This is a genomic window from Pseudescherichia vulneris, assembly GCF_902164725.1.
Lineage (GTDB): Bacteria > Pseudomonadota > Gammaproteobacteria > Enterobacterales > Enterobacteriaceae > Pseudescherichia > Pseudescherichia vulneris.
In genome coordinates, this window is the sequence record NZ_LR607338.1 from 19,101 (window position 1) to 33,432 (window position 14,332).

The 14,332-nt window shown below is 55.8% G+C and carries 14 protein-coding genes and 1 tRNA gene; 8 read left to right on the forward strand and 7 right to left on the reverse strand.

The window, feature by feature from the left end; genetic code table 11:
- Nucleotides 1-896 (reverse strand): DNA-binding transcriptional regulator YafC (gene yafC / locus FN633_RS00020; RefSeq protein ID WP_154058769.1); only part of this gene is annotated, 896 nt, incomplete at its 3' end.
- A 196-nt stretch (nt 897-1,092) separates the two neighbouring features.
- On the opposite strand from yafC, the gene FN633_RS00025 reads away from it, so the two are divergent.
- Complete coding sequence (locus FN633_RS00025; RefSeq protein WP_154056327.1) at nt 1,093-1,893, forward strand: endonuclease/exonuclease/phosphatase family protein; 801 nt, start codon at nt 1,093-1,095, stop codon at nt 1,891-1,893.
- Nucleotides 1,894-1,969: 76 nt separating this feature from the next.
- Nucleotides 1,970-2,737, forward strand: a complete 768-nt coding sequence (locus FN633_RS00030) for a class I SAM-dependent methyltransferase (protein ID WP_154056328.1) — start codon at nt 1,970-1,972, stop codon at nt 2,735-2,737.
- Nucleotides 2,738-2,804: 67 nt separating this feature from the next.
- Here the strand turns inward: FN633_RS00030 and mltD are convergent, their stop codons facing one another.
- Nucleotides 2,805-4,172: a murein transglycosylase D gene (gene mltD, locus FN633_RS00035; protein WP_154056329.1), complete on the reverse strand. Its 1,368-nt coding sequence runs from the start codon at nt 4,170-4,172 to the stop codon at nt 2,805-2,807.
- 73 nt (nt 4,173-4,245) lie between these two features.
- Entirely contained in the window at nt 4,246-5,001 is a 756-nt protein-coding gene (gloB, locus tag FN633_RS00040) for a hydroxyacylglutathione hydrolase (protein ID WP_154056330.1), read from the reverse strand.
- Nucleotides 5,002-5,034: 33 nt separating this feature from the next.
- On the opposite strand from gloB, the gene FN633_RS00045 reads away from it, so the two are divergent.
- Nucleotides 5,035-5,751: a class I SAM-dependent methyltransferase gene (locus tag FN633_RS00045; protein ID WP_154056331.1), complete on the forward strand. Its 717-nt coding sequence runs from the start codon at nt 5,035-5,037 to the stop codon at nt 5,749-5,751.
- On the opposite strand, the gene rnhA is transcribed toward FN633_RS00045, so the two are convergent.
- Nucleotides 5,752-6,219, reverse strand: a complete 468-nt coding sequence (gene rnhA, locus FN633_RS00050) for a ribonuclease HI (protein WP_042396136.1) — start codon at nt 6,217-6,219, stop codon at nt 5,752-5,754.
- A 63-nt stretch (nt 6,220-6,282) separates the two neighbouring features.
- On the opposite strand from rnhA, the gene dnaQ reads away from it, so the two are divergent.
- Both dnaQ and FN633_RS00060 read left to right on the forward strand, forming a co-directional pair.
- Nucleotides 6,283-7,014, forward strand: a complete 732-nt coding sequence (dnaQ, locus tag FN633_RS00055) for a DNA polymerase III subunit epsilon (RefSeq protein WP_042396156.1) — start codon at nt 6,283-6,285, stop codon at nt 7,012-7,014.
- Nucleotides 7,015-7,146: 132 nt separating this feature from the next.
- Nucleotides 7,147-7,223: transfer RNA gene (locus FN633_RS00060), tRNA-Asp, on the forward strand.
- Between the two features lie 85 nt (nt 7,224-7,308).
- Here FN633_RS00060 and FN633_RS00065 read toward each other — a convergent pair.
- Together FN633_RS00065 and fadE are read right to left on the reverse strand one after the other, a co-directional pair.
- Nucleotides 7,309-8,082 (reverse strand): amidohydrolase, encoded by a 774-nt coding sequence (locus FN633_RS00065; protein WP_154056332.1) that lies wholly within the window; start codon nt 8,080-8,082, stop codon nt 7,309-7,311.
- A 111-nt stretch (nt 8,083-8,193) separates the two neighbouring features.
- Nucleotides 8,194-10,653, reverse strand: a complete 2,460-nt coding sequence (gene fadE, locus FN633_RS00070; RefSeq protein WP_154056333.1) for an acyl-CoA dehydrogenase FadE — start codon at nt 10,651-10,653, stop codon at nt 8,194-8,196.
- A gap of 236 nt (nt 10,654-10,889) precedes the next feature.
- Here fadE and lpcA point away from each other — a divergent pair, with 236 nt between their 5' ends.
- Both lpcA and FN633_RS00080 read left to right on the forward strand, forming a co-directional pair.
- On the forward strand, nt 10,890-11,471 hold the full coding sequence (gene lpcA, locus FN633_RS00075; RefSeq protein WP_042396145.1) for a D-sedoheptulose 7-phosphate isomerase: 582 nt from the start codon (nt 10,890-10,892) through the stop codon (nt 11,469-11,471).
- A gap of 46 nt (nt 11,472-11,517) precedes the next feature.
- On the forward strand, nt 11,518-12,285 hold the full coding sequence (locus FN633_RS00080) for a class II glutamine amidotransferase (RefSeq protein ID WP_042396149.1): 768 nt from the start codon (nt 11,518-11,520) through the stop codon (nt 12,283-12,285).
- Here the strand turns inward: FN633_RS00080 and dpaA are convergent.
- A complete protein-coding gene (gene dpaA / locus FN633_RS00085) occupies nt 12,256-12,999 on the reverse strand; it encodes a peptidoglycan meso-diaminopimelic acid protein amidase (protein WP_042396152.1) in 744 nt (247 codons plus the stop codon). The genes FN633_RS00080 and dpaA overlap by 30 nt on opposite strands.
- Nucleotides 13,000-13,274: 275 nt before the next feature.
- On the opposite strand from dpaA, the gene dinB reads away from it, so the two are divergent.
- A complete protein-coding gene (gene dinB / locus FN633_RS00090) occupies nt 13,275-14,330 on the forward strand; it encodes a DNA polymerase IV (RefSeq protein WP_154056334.1) in 1,056 nt (351 codons plus the stop codon).
- Nucleotides 14,331-14,332 lie beyond the last annotated feature (2 nt).

A 14,332-nucleotide genomic window follows, 5' to 3' on the forward strand; every position in this document is an offset into this window, starting at 1 on the left:
TACATCAGACGCTGCTTCACGTACTCGCTGAGAAAGTCGATGAAGGCACGGATACGCGTGCTGACCGCTCTGTCACTGTAGTAAACCGCGCTGAACGGCATCTCAACCGGCAGACGCTTATCCGCCAGCACTTCAATCAACTCGCCGCTGGCAATCTCCTTATCCGTCATATAGTCAGACAGACAGGCAATACCGTTTCCGGAAAGACAAAGATATTTCAGCGTTTCGCCGCTGTTAGAGGTGATACCGCTGTTGATTTCGTACAGCTGTCCATCTTCACAGGCAATTGGCCAGGTATTGAGCGAAACAGGCTCGGTAAAACCCATGCAGATATGATGTTCAAGATCCTCAACGTTCTGCGGTGTACCGTATTTAGCCAGATAAGCAGGGGAGGCGATCATTCTGCGAGAGCTTTTAAACAGGGGCCGAGCGCGTAGGCTGGAGTCGGTTAGCGTGCCAACGCGAATAGCAACGTCCACTTTCCGCTCGATCAGGTTAATAAAGGTCTCTGAAGAAACCAGCGAGAGCGTCACTTCCGGGTAACGCTCTCGAAAGGGCTTAATCATCGGCATGAGAAAATGCAGTACGACAGGCGTTGCGGCATCGATGCGCAGCAGGCCGCGCGGGATCTGCTGATGCTCCATCACCTCATTTTCTGCCGCCGCCATCTCCTGAAGAATGAGCTGCACGCGACGGAAATAGCGCTCCCCCTCCTCGGTCAGGCTTAGCTGGCGCGTCGTGCGGTTAAGCAAGCTCACGCCCAGCTTGGTCTCCAGCTTCTTAACCGCCCGGCTAACAGCCGAATTGGCCTGCCCAAGCTGCTCAGCGGCACGGCTAAAGCTTCCGCTCTCCACCACGGCGACAAATATAGCCAGCTCTTCTGATGTTGCCTTCATTTTTGCCCCCATAGCAAAATTATATCCGCATTTTATCGATTTTTGTTATTTAACCACGCGCCTGCATGAAGTGTCACTCCCTCAGCAAAACATCTGTTTTTACATGCAGCGTTGAAAGTGTGCGCTAAAATCCCTATAACAGAGAGAGTGGCCCTGGTATCCAGGGTAAACAGGTTACAGAGGTAAGAAGCCCAAAGTGCGAAAACATACCCATGCCATGCGCTATATCGCGGGACAACCCGCCGAGCGGATCCTGCCGCCCGGGTCATTCGCGACTATTGGCCAGGCATCGCCCCCAGGCGCGCCGCTGAGCCAGGAAGAGAACATCCGCGTCCTGGTGTGGAACATCTTCAAGCAGCAGCGTGCAGAGTGGCAGTCGGTGTTGCAGAACTTCGGTAAAGATGCCCACCTCGTGCTGCTGCAGGAGGCGCAAACCACGCCTGAGCTTATTCGCTTTGCTACTACCAACTATCTGGCAGCGGATCAGGTACCGGCCTTTGTACTGCCTCAGCATCCCTCTGGGGTCATGACGCTGGCGTCGGCCCATCCGGTTTACTGCTGCCCGTTACGCGAACGTGAGCCGATCCTGCGGCTGGCAAAGTCGGCCCTGGTGACCGTCTATCCTCTTCCTGACGGACGGCTGCTGATGGTCGTCAACGTCCACGCGGTTAATTTCAGTCTGGGGGTTGATGTTTATAGCAAGCAGCTGCTGCCTATTGGGGATCAGATCGCCCAGCATAATGGCCCAGTGATCATGGCTGGCGATTTCAATGCCTGGAGTCGCCCGCGTATGAACGCGCTCTATCGCTTCTCCCGGGAGATGTCCCTGCGTCAGGTACGCTTTACGGATGATAATCGCCGCCGGGCGTTTGGTCGTCCGCTCGATTTTATCTTCTATCGTGGTCTGAACGTGAGCGAAGCTTCAGTGCTGGTCACGCGCGCCTCCGATCACAACCCGCTACTCGTTGAATTCAGTCCCGGCAAGCCTGATAAATAGTGGTGCGTCAGGTCTGCCGTAGGGCAGGCCTAAACAGGTGCTGCCCTCTTTTTCACTTAACTAAAAGGACAGCACAATGGCAGCAAAATCCCATCATGATAACGTCGAAGATCAGTTTGGCTCCCAGGCCAGCGCCTACTTAACCAGCGCCGTACATGCCGCAGGCCGTGATTTAGAGCGGCTGCGCGATCGCCTCCAGCGCTTCCCACAGGCTCACGTATTAGACGTTGGCTGTGGCGGAGGGCACGCCAGCTTTACCGCCGCGACTGTAGTAGGGCAGGTAACGGCATACGATCTCTCCAGCGATATGCTGGGGGTGGTGGCCTCTGCGGCACAAGAGAAAGGCTTGAGCAATATCCGCACTCAGCAGGGCTATGCGGAGCATTTACCCTTCGCCGATGAGACCTTTGATGTGGTGATTAGCCGCTATTCAGCGCACCACTGGCAGGATCTCGGCCAGGCCCTGCGCGAGATTAAGCGCGTCCTGAAACCTGGCGGAACGGTATTCATGATGGATGTGATGTCGCCTGGCGAGCCGGTACGTGATATCTGGTTGCAAACGGTTGAAGCGCTGCGCGATACCTCTCACGTGCGCAACTACTCTAGCGGCCAGTGGCTGGCGCAGATTAACGAGGTAGGGCTCACGACCTGTGATTTGGTTACCGATCGGCTGGTGCTGGAGTTCTCCTCCTGGATCGCCCGGATGCGGACGCCTGATGCGCTGAGCAAAGCAATTCGGCTCTATCAGGATAATGCATCGCAGGCGGTAAAAGCCTACTTCGAGCTGCGGGACGACGGCTCTTTTACCAGCGATACGGTGTTTATTGAGGCGAAAAAACGCTAATTTACGCAAACAGCAATAAAAAAAGCACCGGGGAAGCGGTGCTTTTTTATGTGAAACGGTTCGATGATCAGGAGTCTGGCGTGGCGCTATCTTTCACAAACAGCGTGAGCTGATCGCCCGGCTGCAGGTTATCCGTACCGTCATTCCAGCGCATAACATCTTTGATATTTACGCCGTAATCTTTCGCAATACTGGAGAGCGAATCGCCTTTACGCACGCGATACTTAACGCTATCGCTGTTGCTGGCAAGACGCTGTGCGCTGCTGCCTGCACCAACGGTCAGGCTCTGGCCAACCTTCAGGGTTGAACCGCGCAGGCTATTCCATTGCTGGAGATCCTTAGCGCTCACGCCGAGGCGTGAAGCAATACCAGAAAGCGTATCGCCAGAACGTACCTTATAGCTGCGGCTGGTCAGCGGGGTGTTATCCGCCATCAGCGTCGGCTGTACGGCAGCGATTTCACCCGAGGCCAGCGATTCACGCAGCTGATTGGCGTGCTTCTGCGGCACCATCACATACTGTGGTCCACTGGCACCCAACGTCGAGCCCTTAACGCCAGCGTTAAAGGTTTTCAGCTTGCTTACCGGCATGCCAGCCATATCCGCCAGTTGGTTCATGCCAACCGGACTGTTTAGCCGAACGCGAGCCAGGGCGCGGCTGTCGTCAGGCGTAGGCAGACGAACACCGTAGCGCTTGCTGTTCTTGAGAATATCGCTCAAGGCCAGCATTTTTGGCACGTAAATTTTCGTTTCCTGAGGCAGTGACAGCGACCAGAAATCGGTAGGTTTCCCGCGCGATTTATTCGCTTTTATTGCCTTCATCACACGCCCTTCGCCGCTGTTATAGGCAGCTACTGTCAACAGCCAGTCGCCGTCAAACATGCGGTTAAGACGCTGCATCATGTCGAGTGCGGCCGTAGTCGATGCCACAACGTCACGACGCGCATCGTAAGTGCGAGTCTGTTTCAAACCGTAGTTGCGCCCCGTGCTCGGAATGATCTGCCAAATGCCTGCGGCATTGGCACCAGACGTCGCGTGCGGGTTAAAAGCGCTCTCCACTATGGGTAGTAGTACCAGTTCCATGGGCATGTTACGTTTCTTAACTTGCCCTGCTATCCAGTACATATACGGCTCTGCCCGTAAAGTTACATCGTGGAGATAGCTCTTGTTGCTTAAATACTTCTGTTTCTGTTCGCGAATCCGGTCGTTTTCCGGAATTCCCATCTTTAGCTCGTCGCCAATGGAAGCCCACAAGTCCTGATCCTGCGCGAGGGATGTTCCATCGTCCATCCACCGCGCCTGACTTGTAAACGTCCCTGCTTCCCCTTGACTAGCTGCAGAAAGGCTCTGTGCGTGCTGTTGTACGTTGCCGTCGTGATTAGACGCCTGGCAACCCACAAGCAGGACAGAGGCGAGTAATATCGCTTGTGCCTTCATGTGTGTGAGTCAATAGTTGCTTAAAAGACGAGCAATCATAACGGCGAAGGATCCAGATGACAAGTATGAAATTTCAGAAAGCGTCTTTCTTTGACCTCAACCATGCAAAACGCCTATTAGGCTGTTGCAAATTTGTTTCTTTGTCGATAACGCTAATCAAATCAGGATCTTCAGTGCGTAGAAAAACATTAATCCGGCGCTCATTTTGCAGCGTAACGGGCAGCGTTGGGTGGTTTTTTGCCCGTAACTGCTTCACTTTATTAAGATAATCCTCAATAGCCGCATCACCGGGCAGAATATGCTGGGCAAACTTCATATTCGCTAATGTATATTCATGCGCGCAACATATAACTGTTTCGCCGGGAAGCGCGTTAATTTTCTGAAAAGATTGATACATCTGCTCTGCGGTACCTTCGAAAAGTCTGCCGCAGCCGCCTGAGAACAGCGTGTCGCCGCAAAAAAGGTAAGGAATTGTGTAGTAAGAGATGTGGCCTACCGTATGACCCGGTGTCGCAAAAACAGAAAATTCGTAGCCCAAAAGAATGAGCTTATCACCCTCGACTACGCATTTCGTTGCCCCTTTATCTCGTGTCTCTTCCGGCCCATATACCACTACGTCCGGGAAGTGCTGGCAGAGTTCTTTCACGCCGCCAACGTGATCGTGGTGGTGGTGGGTGAGCAGAATTGCTGTAGGCTGCCACTGGTTTTCCTGAATTGCCTTAAGTACCGGAGCCGCTTCGCCCGGATCGACAATCACACAGTGACCTTCGTCATTGCTTAACACCCAGATGTAGTTATCCTGAAATGCGGGAATACTGTTAAGATTCATATAATACCTCTCAAAGCGTAGCGGAAGGTTGTGATGAAACCGGCAAGGATACCTCGAACGTTCTCAGCACCCGCCCACTGGGCTGAGTTTTCCCGTGGCGAATACTACCGCGAGGCGCTGGAACAGCAGCTTAAGCCTTGGTTCGCAAAAATCTACGGATTTCACCTGCTTAAGATTGGCAATCTCAGCGCGGAAATCAATGCCGAAAGCTGCGCTATCTCGCATCAGGTTAATGTCTCATTGCAGGGCGAGCCTGCGCAGGTCAGAGCCGATCCGCTGCATCTTCCTTTTGAGAATAAATCCGTGGATGCCTGCCTGTTGGCCCATACTCTGAGCTGGTGCCAGGATCCCCATCGCCTGTTAAATGAGGCCGACCGCGTATTGATTGACGATGGCTGGCTGATACTGAGCGGGTTTAATCCTGTAAGCCTGCTTGGACTCCGCAAGGCGCTGCCCATCAAGCGTCAGTCAGCGGTCTACCGCAGCCGGATGTTTACCATGATGCGCCAGCTCGACTGGCTATCGCTGCTCAACTTCGAAGTCGTGCACCATAGCGGTTTTCAGGTGCTGCCCTGGACCCGGCAGGGGGGGAAAGTACTGACCACCCATCTGCCGGCGCTGGGCTGTATGCAGCTTATTGTTGCCCGCAAGCGGACTATCCCTCTGACGCTCAACCCCATGAAGCAGAGCAAAGCAAAAGCACGCGTGCCTCAGGCGGTTGGCGCAACGCGCCAGTACCGCAAACCCTGATTAGCTCTCGGGCTGATAGCCCACATCTTCCTGGGTTGGATTCATCGCTGCACTGCGGGCCAGCTCGTCGCAGCGTTCGTTTTCCGGATGGCCCGCGTGGCCTTTAACCCACTCCCAGCGGATCTGGTGCTGGCTGAGTGCCGCATCCAGCCGCTTCCAGAGATCGACATTCTTTACCGGTTTCTTCTCGGCTGTTTTCCAGCCGCGCTTTTTCCAGTTGTGGATCCACTGGGTGATCCCCTGGCGGACGTACTGGCTATCAGTGCTTAGCACCACTTCGCAGTGCTCTTTCAGCGCCTCAAGAGAGACGATGGCCGCCATCAGCTCCATCCGGTTGTTGGTCGTAAGACGATATCCTTCACTGAAGGTTCTTTCATGCTGTTGATAGCGTAAAATAGCGCCGTAGCCGCCTGGTCCTGGGTTACCTAAGCAAGATCCATCGGTGAAAATTTCTACCTGTTTGAGCATCTCTGGTAGACTTCCTGTAGTTGAAATCGACGTAAAACGACAAGTCTGACATAAATGACCGCTATGAGCACTGCAATTACACGACAGATCGTCCTTGATACGGAAACCACCGGTATGAACCAGATCGGTGCCCACTATGAAGGACATAAGATTATTGAAATCGGCGCGGTAGAGGTAATCAACCGTCGTCTAACCGGCAATAACTTCCACGTCTACCTCAAGCCGGATCGGCTGGTGGATCCGGAAGCCTTTGGCGTGCACGGGATTGCAGATGAATTTTTGCTGGATAAGCCGCTGTTCAGCGACGTCGCCGATGAGTTTATCGACTATATTCGCGGCGCTGAGCTGGTGATCCACAACGCCTCGTTTGATATTGGCTTTATGGACTATGAGTTCAGCAAGCTGAACCGGGGCATTCCTAAAACGGACACCTTCTGTAAGGTGACCGATAGCCTGGCGATGGCCAGGAAGATGTTCCCCGGCAAGCGTAACAGCCTGGATGCACTCTGCTCGCGCTATGAGATAGATAACAGCAAGCGAACGCTGCACGGGGCGCTGCTCGATGCCCAGATCCTCGCTGACGTCTTCTTAATGATGACGGGTGGGCAGACCGCAATGGCGTTCTCCGTTGAGGGTGAAAACCAGCAGGCGCAGGGCGAGGCCACTATTCAGCGCGTTGTACGCCGGGCCAATTCGCTCCGCGTGGTGCTAGCCAGTGATGAAGAAGTGATGGCGCATGAGTCGCGTCTCGATCTGGTGCAGAAGAAGGGCGGTTCGTGCCTGTGGCGGGCCTGAAACCTCTTGTTTTGTGGATAAAAACAGCGCCTGGGCGATTTTTGCAGCAAACGATTCAAAAGCCGTGAAAAAGCGTTGACGGCGTGCAAGGCAATACGTAATATTCGCCTCGTTCCCCAGGGAACACAACGCGGAGCGGTAGTTCAGTCGGTTAGAATACCTGCCTGTCACGCAGGGGGTCGCGGGTTCGAGTCCCGTCCGTTCCGCCACTATTCAGAAGGCCTGAGTCAGCAATGATTCAGGCCTTCGTCGTTTTCGCTTTTCAAACGGGCGATTTCGCACCCGTGAGTGACATCACTTCTCCAGCGTAAAGGGATCGGCATCCTGCCAGGCCGGAAACTTTTCGCGATAATCGTTCAGCGCGGCCAGCGACAGCTCGGCATCGATACGCGTAGCCTGATGCGGCTCGGCGGTCGCGAGGATCTCACCCTGCGGGCTAACAATGCGACTGTCGCCGCGGTAGTGATGCCCATTGCCATCGGTGCCAACGCGGTTACAGCCTGCAACGTAGGCCTGGTTCTCAATGGCGCGTGCCACCAGCAGCGCCTGCCAGTGCAGCGAACGCGGCGCAGGCCAGTTAGCCACGTACAGGGCCAGGTCGTAGTCGTTGCGGTTGCGTGACCAGACCGGGAAGCGCAGGTCATAGCAGACCAGAGGCAGAATGCGCCAGCCGCGCCACTCAAAGACTACGCGCTCGGTACCGGCCTCGTAGTGGTGATGCTCATCGGCCATGCGAAATAGATGACGCTTATCGTAGCTGTGCACCTTTCCCTCTGGCTCAACCAGCAGGAAGCGATTTACCGGCCCGCGCTCGCTCTGCAGCGCTGCGCTACCGGCCACCAGAGCATTTGTCTGCTGCGCTTTGGCCTGCATCCATGCAACGACTTCACTTTGCGGCAGTGACTGCTGCGCGGCCTGCATAGCAAAACCCGTCGTGAACATCTCCGGTAGAACGATAACGTCGCGCCCGATAATCGTTTCCAGTTGGCGATCGAAGTGCCGCAGATTAGCCGGACCATCCATCCAGACCAGCGGCTGTTGCAACAGCGTAATTTTAAAACCAGGCACGATGAGTCTCCCCATTTTTGTAGCGTCCGAACACTCTACCACGGCAAAACGCGAATGTGTGCCAATAAAAAACCCTGCCCGGAGGCAGGGTCGGATGCAGCATAGATAAGGTTACGCGGCTTCGATTTTACGCACTTTTTCCGGCAGCATAGGGAGCAGGGGCTTGACCGGCTGGGTAGCCAGCGCGTCTGCCTCAAAATCATCCACGTTGATACTGCGCAGGCGGCTCTCTTCGGCTTTGGTCAGGATCCGCGCTTCGTCAGCACTGATGATCCCTTTATCCAGCGCCTCGTTGGCCAGCGCGTCAAGACGGGTAAACGGCAGGTTCTTACCGAACTCTTTACAGATGCGCTGGTGGATCGGATCCGCAGCCATCACGTCCAGCAGGGCCTCTTCCAGCAAGCCAACCGGGTTATGCTCGCTGGCGGTCAGGTACTGACCGCGGCCAATGCGGGAGCGAGTGGCACATGGCGTTTGCAGGATCTTCGCCACGGCATGGTCCAGCTTGTCCGACGGGGCAAGATAGTGACGCCCGGTAGGGAAGATGGTTGCGCGGAGCAGGGCGGCAACGCCACGGTTCGGGAAGTTCGCCAGCAGGTCGTCCATCGCCTGCTCTGCTTTATAGATCGCATCCTGCACGCCCCAGTGAACCAGCGGCAGATCGGCTTCGTGACGGCCTTCATCGTCGTAGCGTTTCAGCGTCGCGCTGGCGAGGAAGATCTGGCTCAGAATATCCCCCAGACGCGCCGAGATACGCTCCCGACGTTTCAGGCTGCCGCCCAGCACCGCCATCGAGACATCCGACAGCATCGCCAGGTTGGCGCTCAGGCGGTTAAGATGCTGATAGTAGCGGCGGGTTGCATCTCCGGTTGGCGTGCTGCTGGTCAGGCCGCGAGTCAGGCCAAGCCAGAAGCTACGCACCGTGTTGCTGCCCACGTGGCCGATGTGTTTGAACAGCAGCTTATCGAAGGCGTTAAGATCGTTGCTCTGGGCAGCGGCCATCTCATCCAGTACGTAAGGGTGGCAGCGGATCGCCCCCTGGCCGAAGATCATCATGCTACGGGTAAGGATGTTGGCCCCTTCCACGGTAATCGCGATCGGTGAGCCCTGGTAGTTGCGGGCAAGGAAGTTGCCCTCGCCGAGCATAATGCCTTTGCCGCCGGCGATATCCATAGCATCAATAATCGACTGCTGACCACGGTGGGTACAGTGATATTTGACGATAGCAGAAAGTACCGCCGGTTTTTCACCGAGTACGATAGCGTAGGTGATCAGCGAGGCAGCGGCATCCATCACATAGGCGTTACCGGCAATGCGCGCCAGCGGCTCTTCGATCCCCTCCATCTTGCCGATAGCAATGCGGAACTGGCGGCGAATATGCGCGTAAGCACCGATACCCATCGCAGCGGACTTCAGGCCACCGGTAGAGTTAGACGGCAGGGTAATGCCGCGACCCACTGACAGGCACTCAACCAGCATCCGCCAGCCCTGACCGGCCATTTTGGGCCCGCCGATGATGTAGTCAATCGGCACAAAGATATCCTGACCACGGGTCGGACCGTTCTGGAAAGGAACGTTAAGCGGGAAGTGGCGACGGCCAATCTCCACGCCAGGCGTGCTGGTAGGGATCAGCGCACAGGTAATGCCCAGCTCTTTTTCGCCGCCCAGCAGTTTTTCCGGGTCGGAGAGTTTAAATGCCAGACCCAGCACGGTCGCGATGGGGGCCAGCGTGATATAGCGTTTGTTCCAGGTCAGGCGCATACCGAGTACTTGCTCACCCTGCCACTCGCCCATGCATACCACGCCGGTATCTGGGATAGCACCGGCATCGGAACCCGCTTCCGGGCTGGTCAGCGCAAAGCAAGGGATCTCGTCCCCACGGGCCAGACGCGGCAGATAATGGTTTTTCTGCTCTTCGGTACCGTAGTGTTGCAGCAGTTCGCCCGGGCCTAAAGAGTTAGGCACGCCGACGGTGATGGCCAGAATACCGGAGACGCCGGAGAGCTTCTGCAGCACGCGAGACTGGGCATAGGCCGAGAACTCAAGGCCGCCGTACTCTTTTTTGATGATCATCGCAAAGAAGCGATGCTCTTTCAGATACGCCCACAGTTCGGGAGGCAGGTCGGCCATCTCATGGGTGATCTGAAAATCATTTGCCATGCGGCAGGCTTCTTCCACCGGCCCGTCGATAAACGCCTGCTCTTCGGCCGTCAGGCGCGGCTGCGGGTAACTATGCAGCTTTTTCCAGTCCGGATTGCCACGGAACAGATCGCCTTCCCACCAGGTGGTTCCGGCATCAATGGCCTCTTTCTCGGTGCGCGACATCGGCGGCATCACCTTGCGGAAGCCACGAAACGCCGGAGCGGAGATCATCGATTTACGCATGGCGGGCAGATTAAACGGTACGAGGATAATGGCGAGCGGTACCAGCACCCAGATGGACCACAGGCCGGAGACGCCGAGCGCGGCGGTCCAGGCCAGCAGGATCAGGCTACTTAAAAACAGGCTGACGCGGTGGTAGAACAGCGCGCCAATCAATACGACTGTTGCGATAAGACTCAAAATCATCATAAACAATTGCTCCCTGGCTTGTAGGAGGTCTGACCACTTTGGATGTTATTGTTGTAGTGGATGCCACTATATTTAGCAATGTGTTTACAAAGTAATTACAACCTGGTTCACATTGTTGATGATGATGAGAGCACGGATACCTAAAACGCCCGGTGATATGTATGGCTTTAGCTTCTCGCGTGTGGTGCTATCCGGTAAACTGCGCACGTAAAATTCATCTATTCGAAGGACATCTTATGTACCAGGATCTGATTCGTAACGAACTGAATGAAGCGGCGGAGACGCTGGCTAACTTTCTGCAGGATGACGCCAATATTCACGCTATCCAGCGCGCCGCGGTGCTGCTGGCCGACAGTTTCAAAGCCGGTGGCAAAGTGCTCTCCTGCGGCAACGGCGGTTCACACTGTGATGCGATGCATTTTGCCGAAGAGCTGACCGGTCGCTACCGCGAGAACCGTCCGGGCTACCCGGCTATTGCTATCTCTGACGTCAGCCATATCTCCTGCGTCGGTAACGACTTCGGTTACGACTACATCTTCTCCCGCTATGTAGAAGCGGTAGGCCGTGAAGGCGACGTGCTGCTGGGCATCTCCACCTCCGGCAACTCCGGCAACGTCATCAAAGCGATCGACGCGGCGCGCGCGAAAGGCATGAAGGTGATCACCCTGACCGGCAAAGACGGCGGCAAAATGGCCGGCAGCGCCGACATTGAGATCCGTGTTCCGCACTTTGGCTATGCCGACCGCATTCAGGAAATTCATATCAAAGTGATCCACATCTTGATTCAGCTGATTGAAAAAGAGATGGTGAAGGCTTAAGACGTCGTACGGGGGCGCGGCCCCCGATAAGCTGTGGAGGTGTTGTATGTGCGAACTGCTCGGGATGAGCGCCAATGTGCCTACCGATATTTGCTTTAGTTTTACCGGGCTGGTTCAGCGGGGTGGGGGAACCGGGCCGCACAAAGACGGCTGGGGCATCACCTTTTACGAAGGCAAAGGCTGTCGCACGTTCAAAGATCCACAGCCCAGCTACAACTCTCCGATAGCGAAACTGGTTCAGGACTACCCAATCAAATCGTGTTCGGTGGTGGCCCATATTCGCCAGGCCAACCGGGGAGAGGTGTCGCTGGAGAATACCCACCCCTTTACCCGCGAGCTGTGGGGACGCAACTGGACCTACGCCCATAACGGGCAACTGACGGGGTACAAAACGCTGGAGACCGGCAACTTCCGCCCGGTGGGCGAGACCGACAGCGAGAAGGCGTTTTGCTGGCTACTGCATAAGCTTACTGCGCGCTATCCGCGTACGCCGGGCAATATGGCGGCGGTGTTTAAGTACATTGCCTCGTTGGCGGGGGAACTGCGCGAGAAGGGCGTGTTCAATATGCTGCTGTCGGACGGACGCTACGTGATGGCGTTCTGCTCAACGAATCTGTTCTGGATCACCCGTAGAGCGCCGTTTGGCGTAGCCAAGCTGCTGGATCAGGATGTTGAGATCGACTTTCAAAAAGAAACCACGCCGAATGACGTGGTCTCTGTGATTGCTACTCAGCCGCTGACCGGCAATGAAACCTGGCACAAGATCATGCCGGGAGAGTGGGTGCTATTTTGTCTCGGGGAGCGTGTAGTTTGATGCCAGCTGAGGCTGGATCGCGCCGCTGTTGTTAAGCGGCTTGCTCACCACGTAACGACCATCCACCACCGAGACGACCGGCGGCTGGTGGAGGGTATTAAAGTAGTCATAGCCAGGCTTCAGCTGCTTCCAGAAGTCTGCATAGTATGAGTTCTTGTGACGCGCCATGTTGGCGTCGGTCATGCGGAACGGATAGATGCTGACCTGCACGCCTTGTTGGCCAAAGACCAGTGCGCCGGTGACGAACTGGAAGATCTCATCGATGCCGTTATCGGTCATGGCGTAGCAGCCCACCGAAACACAGGCCCCGTGGATCATCAGGTATTTTCCTTCATAGCCGTGCGAGCGATCGTAGGCATTAGGGAAGCCGATGTTGATCGCCTTATAGAAGCGGCTATCTGGCTTAAGCTGGCTGCGCTGAACGGTATAGAACCCTTCCGGACTTTTGAAATCGCCCTGACGCTGTTTCGGACCGAGGCCGCCGGAGTAGTTACAGATCTTGTAGCTATCCATCAGCTGGTACTGCTCGCCCATCTTGACGTACAGCTCAAGCGTGCGCTCTTCCTTGAAGATCTGGATATAGACCGGGGAACCCATTAACTGCTGCTTATATTCTTTACTAACGGGTGTTGTTGAGCTGTTGCTGCTGAGCAGGCCGGCAAACGAGATGCACGGTATTGTAAGCATCGCAATGAATAATGCGATTATGCGCATACTACTTGTTCCTTGATAAAGCGGTTACCATATTGCCAGGACGGCAAAAGAGATCCGAAATCAGACTAATCTGTATTAGGAGCGCTCACATTATCACCCCCGTATTTTTTCGCAAGCCCGCCATGCGGAGTTTACAAATTGTTTTGCTCAGGCCTCATCATACCGCTATTCAAGAGCGTTGGCTAAGCTTGTGCATAAGCGGTGCTTCTCATTTTATCGGCAAAGGCTGTATACTTATCCAGTGAGGGCAGAGACTTCCCAGGCAAACTAAGCAGATGCGAAAAATAATACATGTTGATATGGACTGCTTTTTCGCAGCGGTTGAGATGCGCGACAATCCCGCCCTGCGAGATATCCCTATCGCTATCGGCGGAAGCCGCGAGCGGCGGGGCGTCATCAGCACCGCGAACTACCCGGCGCGCAAGTTTGGCGTACGCAGCGCGATGCCTACTGGAATGGCACTTAAGCTCTGCCCGCATCTCACTCTGCTGCCGGGGCGCTTCGATGCCTATAAAGAGGCCTCGCGCCATATTCAGGCCATCTTCTCCCGCTACACCTCGCGCATTGAACCTCTCTCGCTGGATGAAGCCTTTCTCGACGTGACCGACAGCGTGCACTGTCACGGCTCCGCCACCCTGATGGCCCAGGAGATCCGCCAGAGTATCTTCAACGAGCTGCAGCTCACCGCCTCAGCGGGCGTTGCGCCGGTTAAGTTTTTGGCCAAGATCGCCTCCGACCTGAACAAGCCCAACGGCCAGTACGTCATTACCCCGGACGAGGTGCCCGCCTTTCTCAAGACGCTGCCGCTGGCGAAGATCCCAGGCGTAGGTAAAGTCTCGGCAGCAAAGCTGGAGGATCTCGGCCTGCGCACCTGCGAGGACGTGCAGAAGAGCGATCTCGCCATGCTCCTCAAGCGCTTCGGCAAATTTGGCCGCGTGCTCTGGGAGCGCAGCCAGGGGATCGACGAGCGGGAGATCACCGGCGAGCGGCTGCGTAAGTCGGTGGGCGTGGAGCGCACGCTGGCAGAGGATATTCACGAGTGGGAGGAGTGCGTGGCGATTATCGAGCGCCTCTACCCGGAGCTGGAGCGGCGGCTGGCGGCCGTTAAGCCGGATCTGCTGATCGCTCGCCAGGGGGTGAAGCTTAAGTTTAATGATTTCCAGCAGACGACGCAGGAGCACGTCTGGCCGCAGCTGAATAAAGAGGATCTGATTGCCACTGCCCGCAACGTGTGGGATGAGCGGCGCGGCGAACGCGGGGTGCGGCTGGTGGGGCTGCATGTGACGCTGCTCGATCCGCAGCTTGAAAGGCAGTTAGTGCTGGGGCTTTAAAA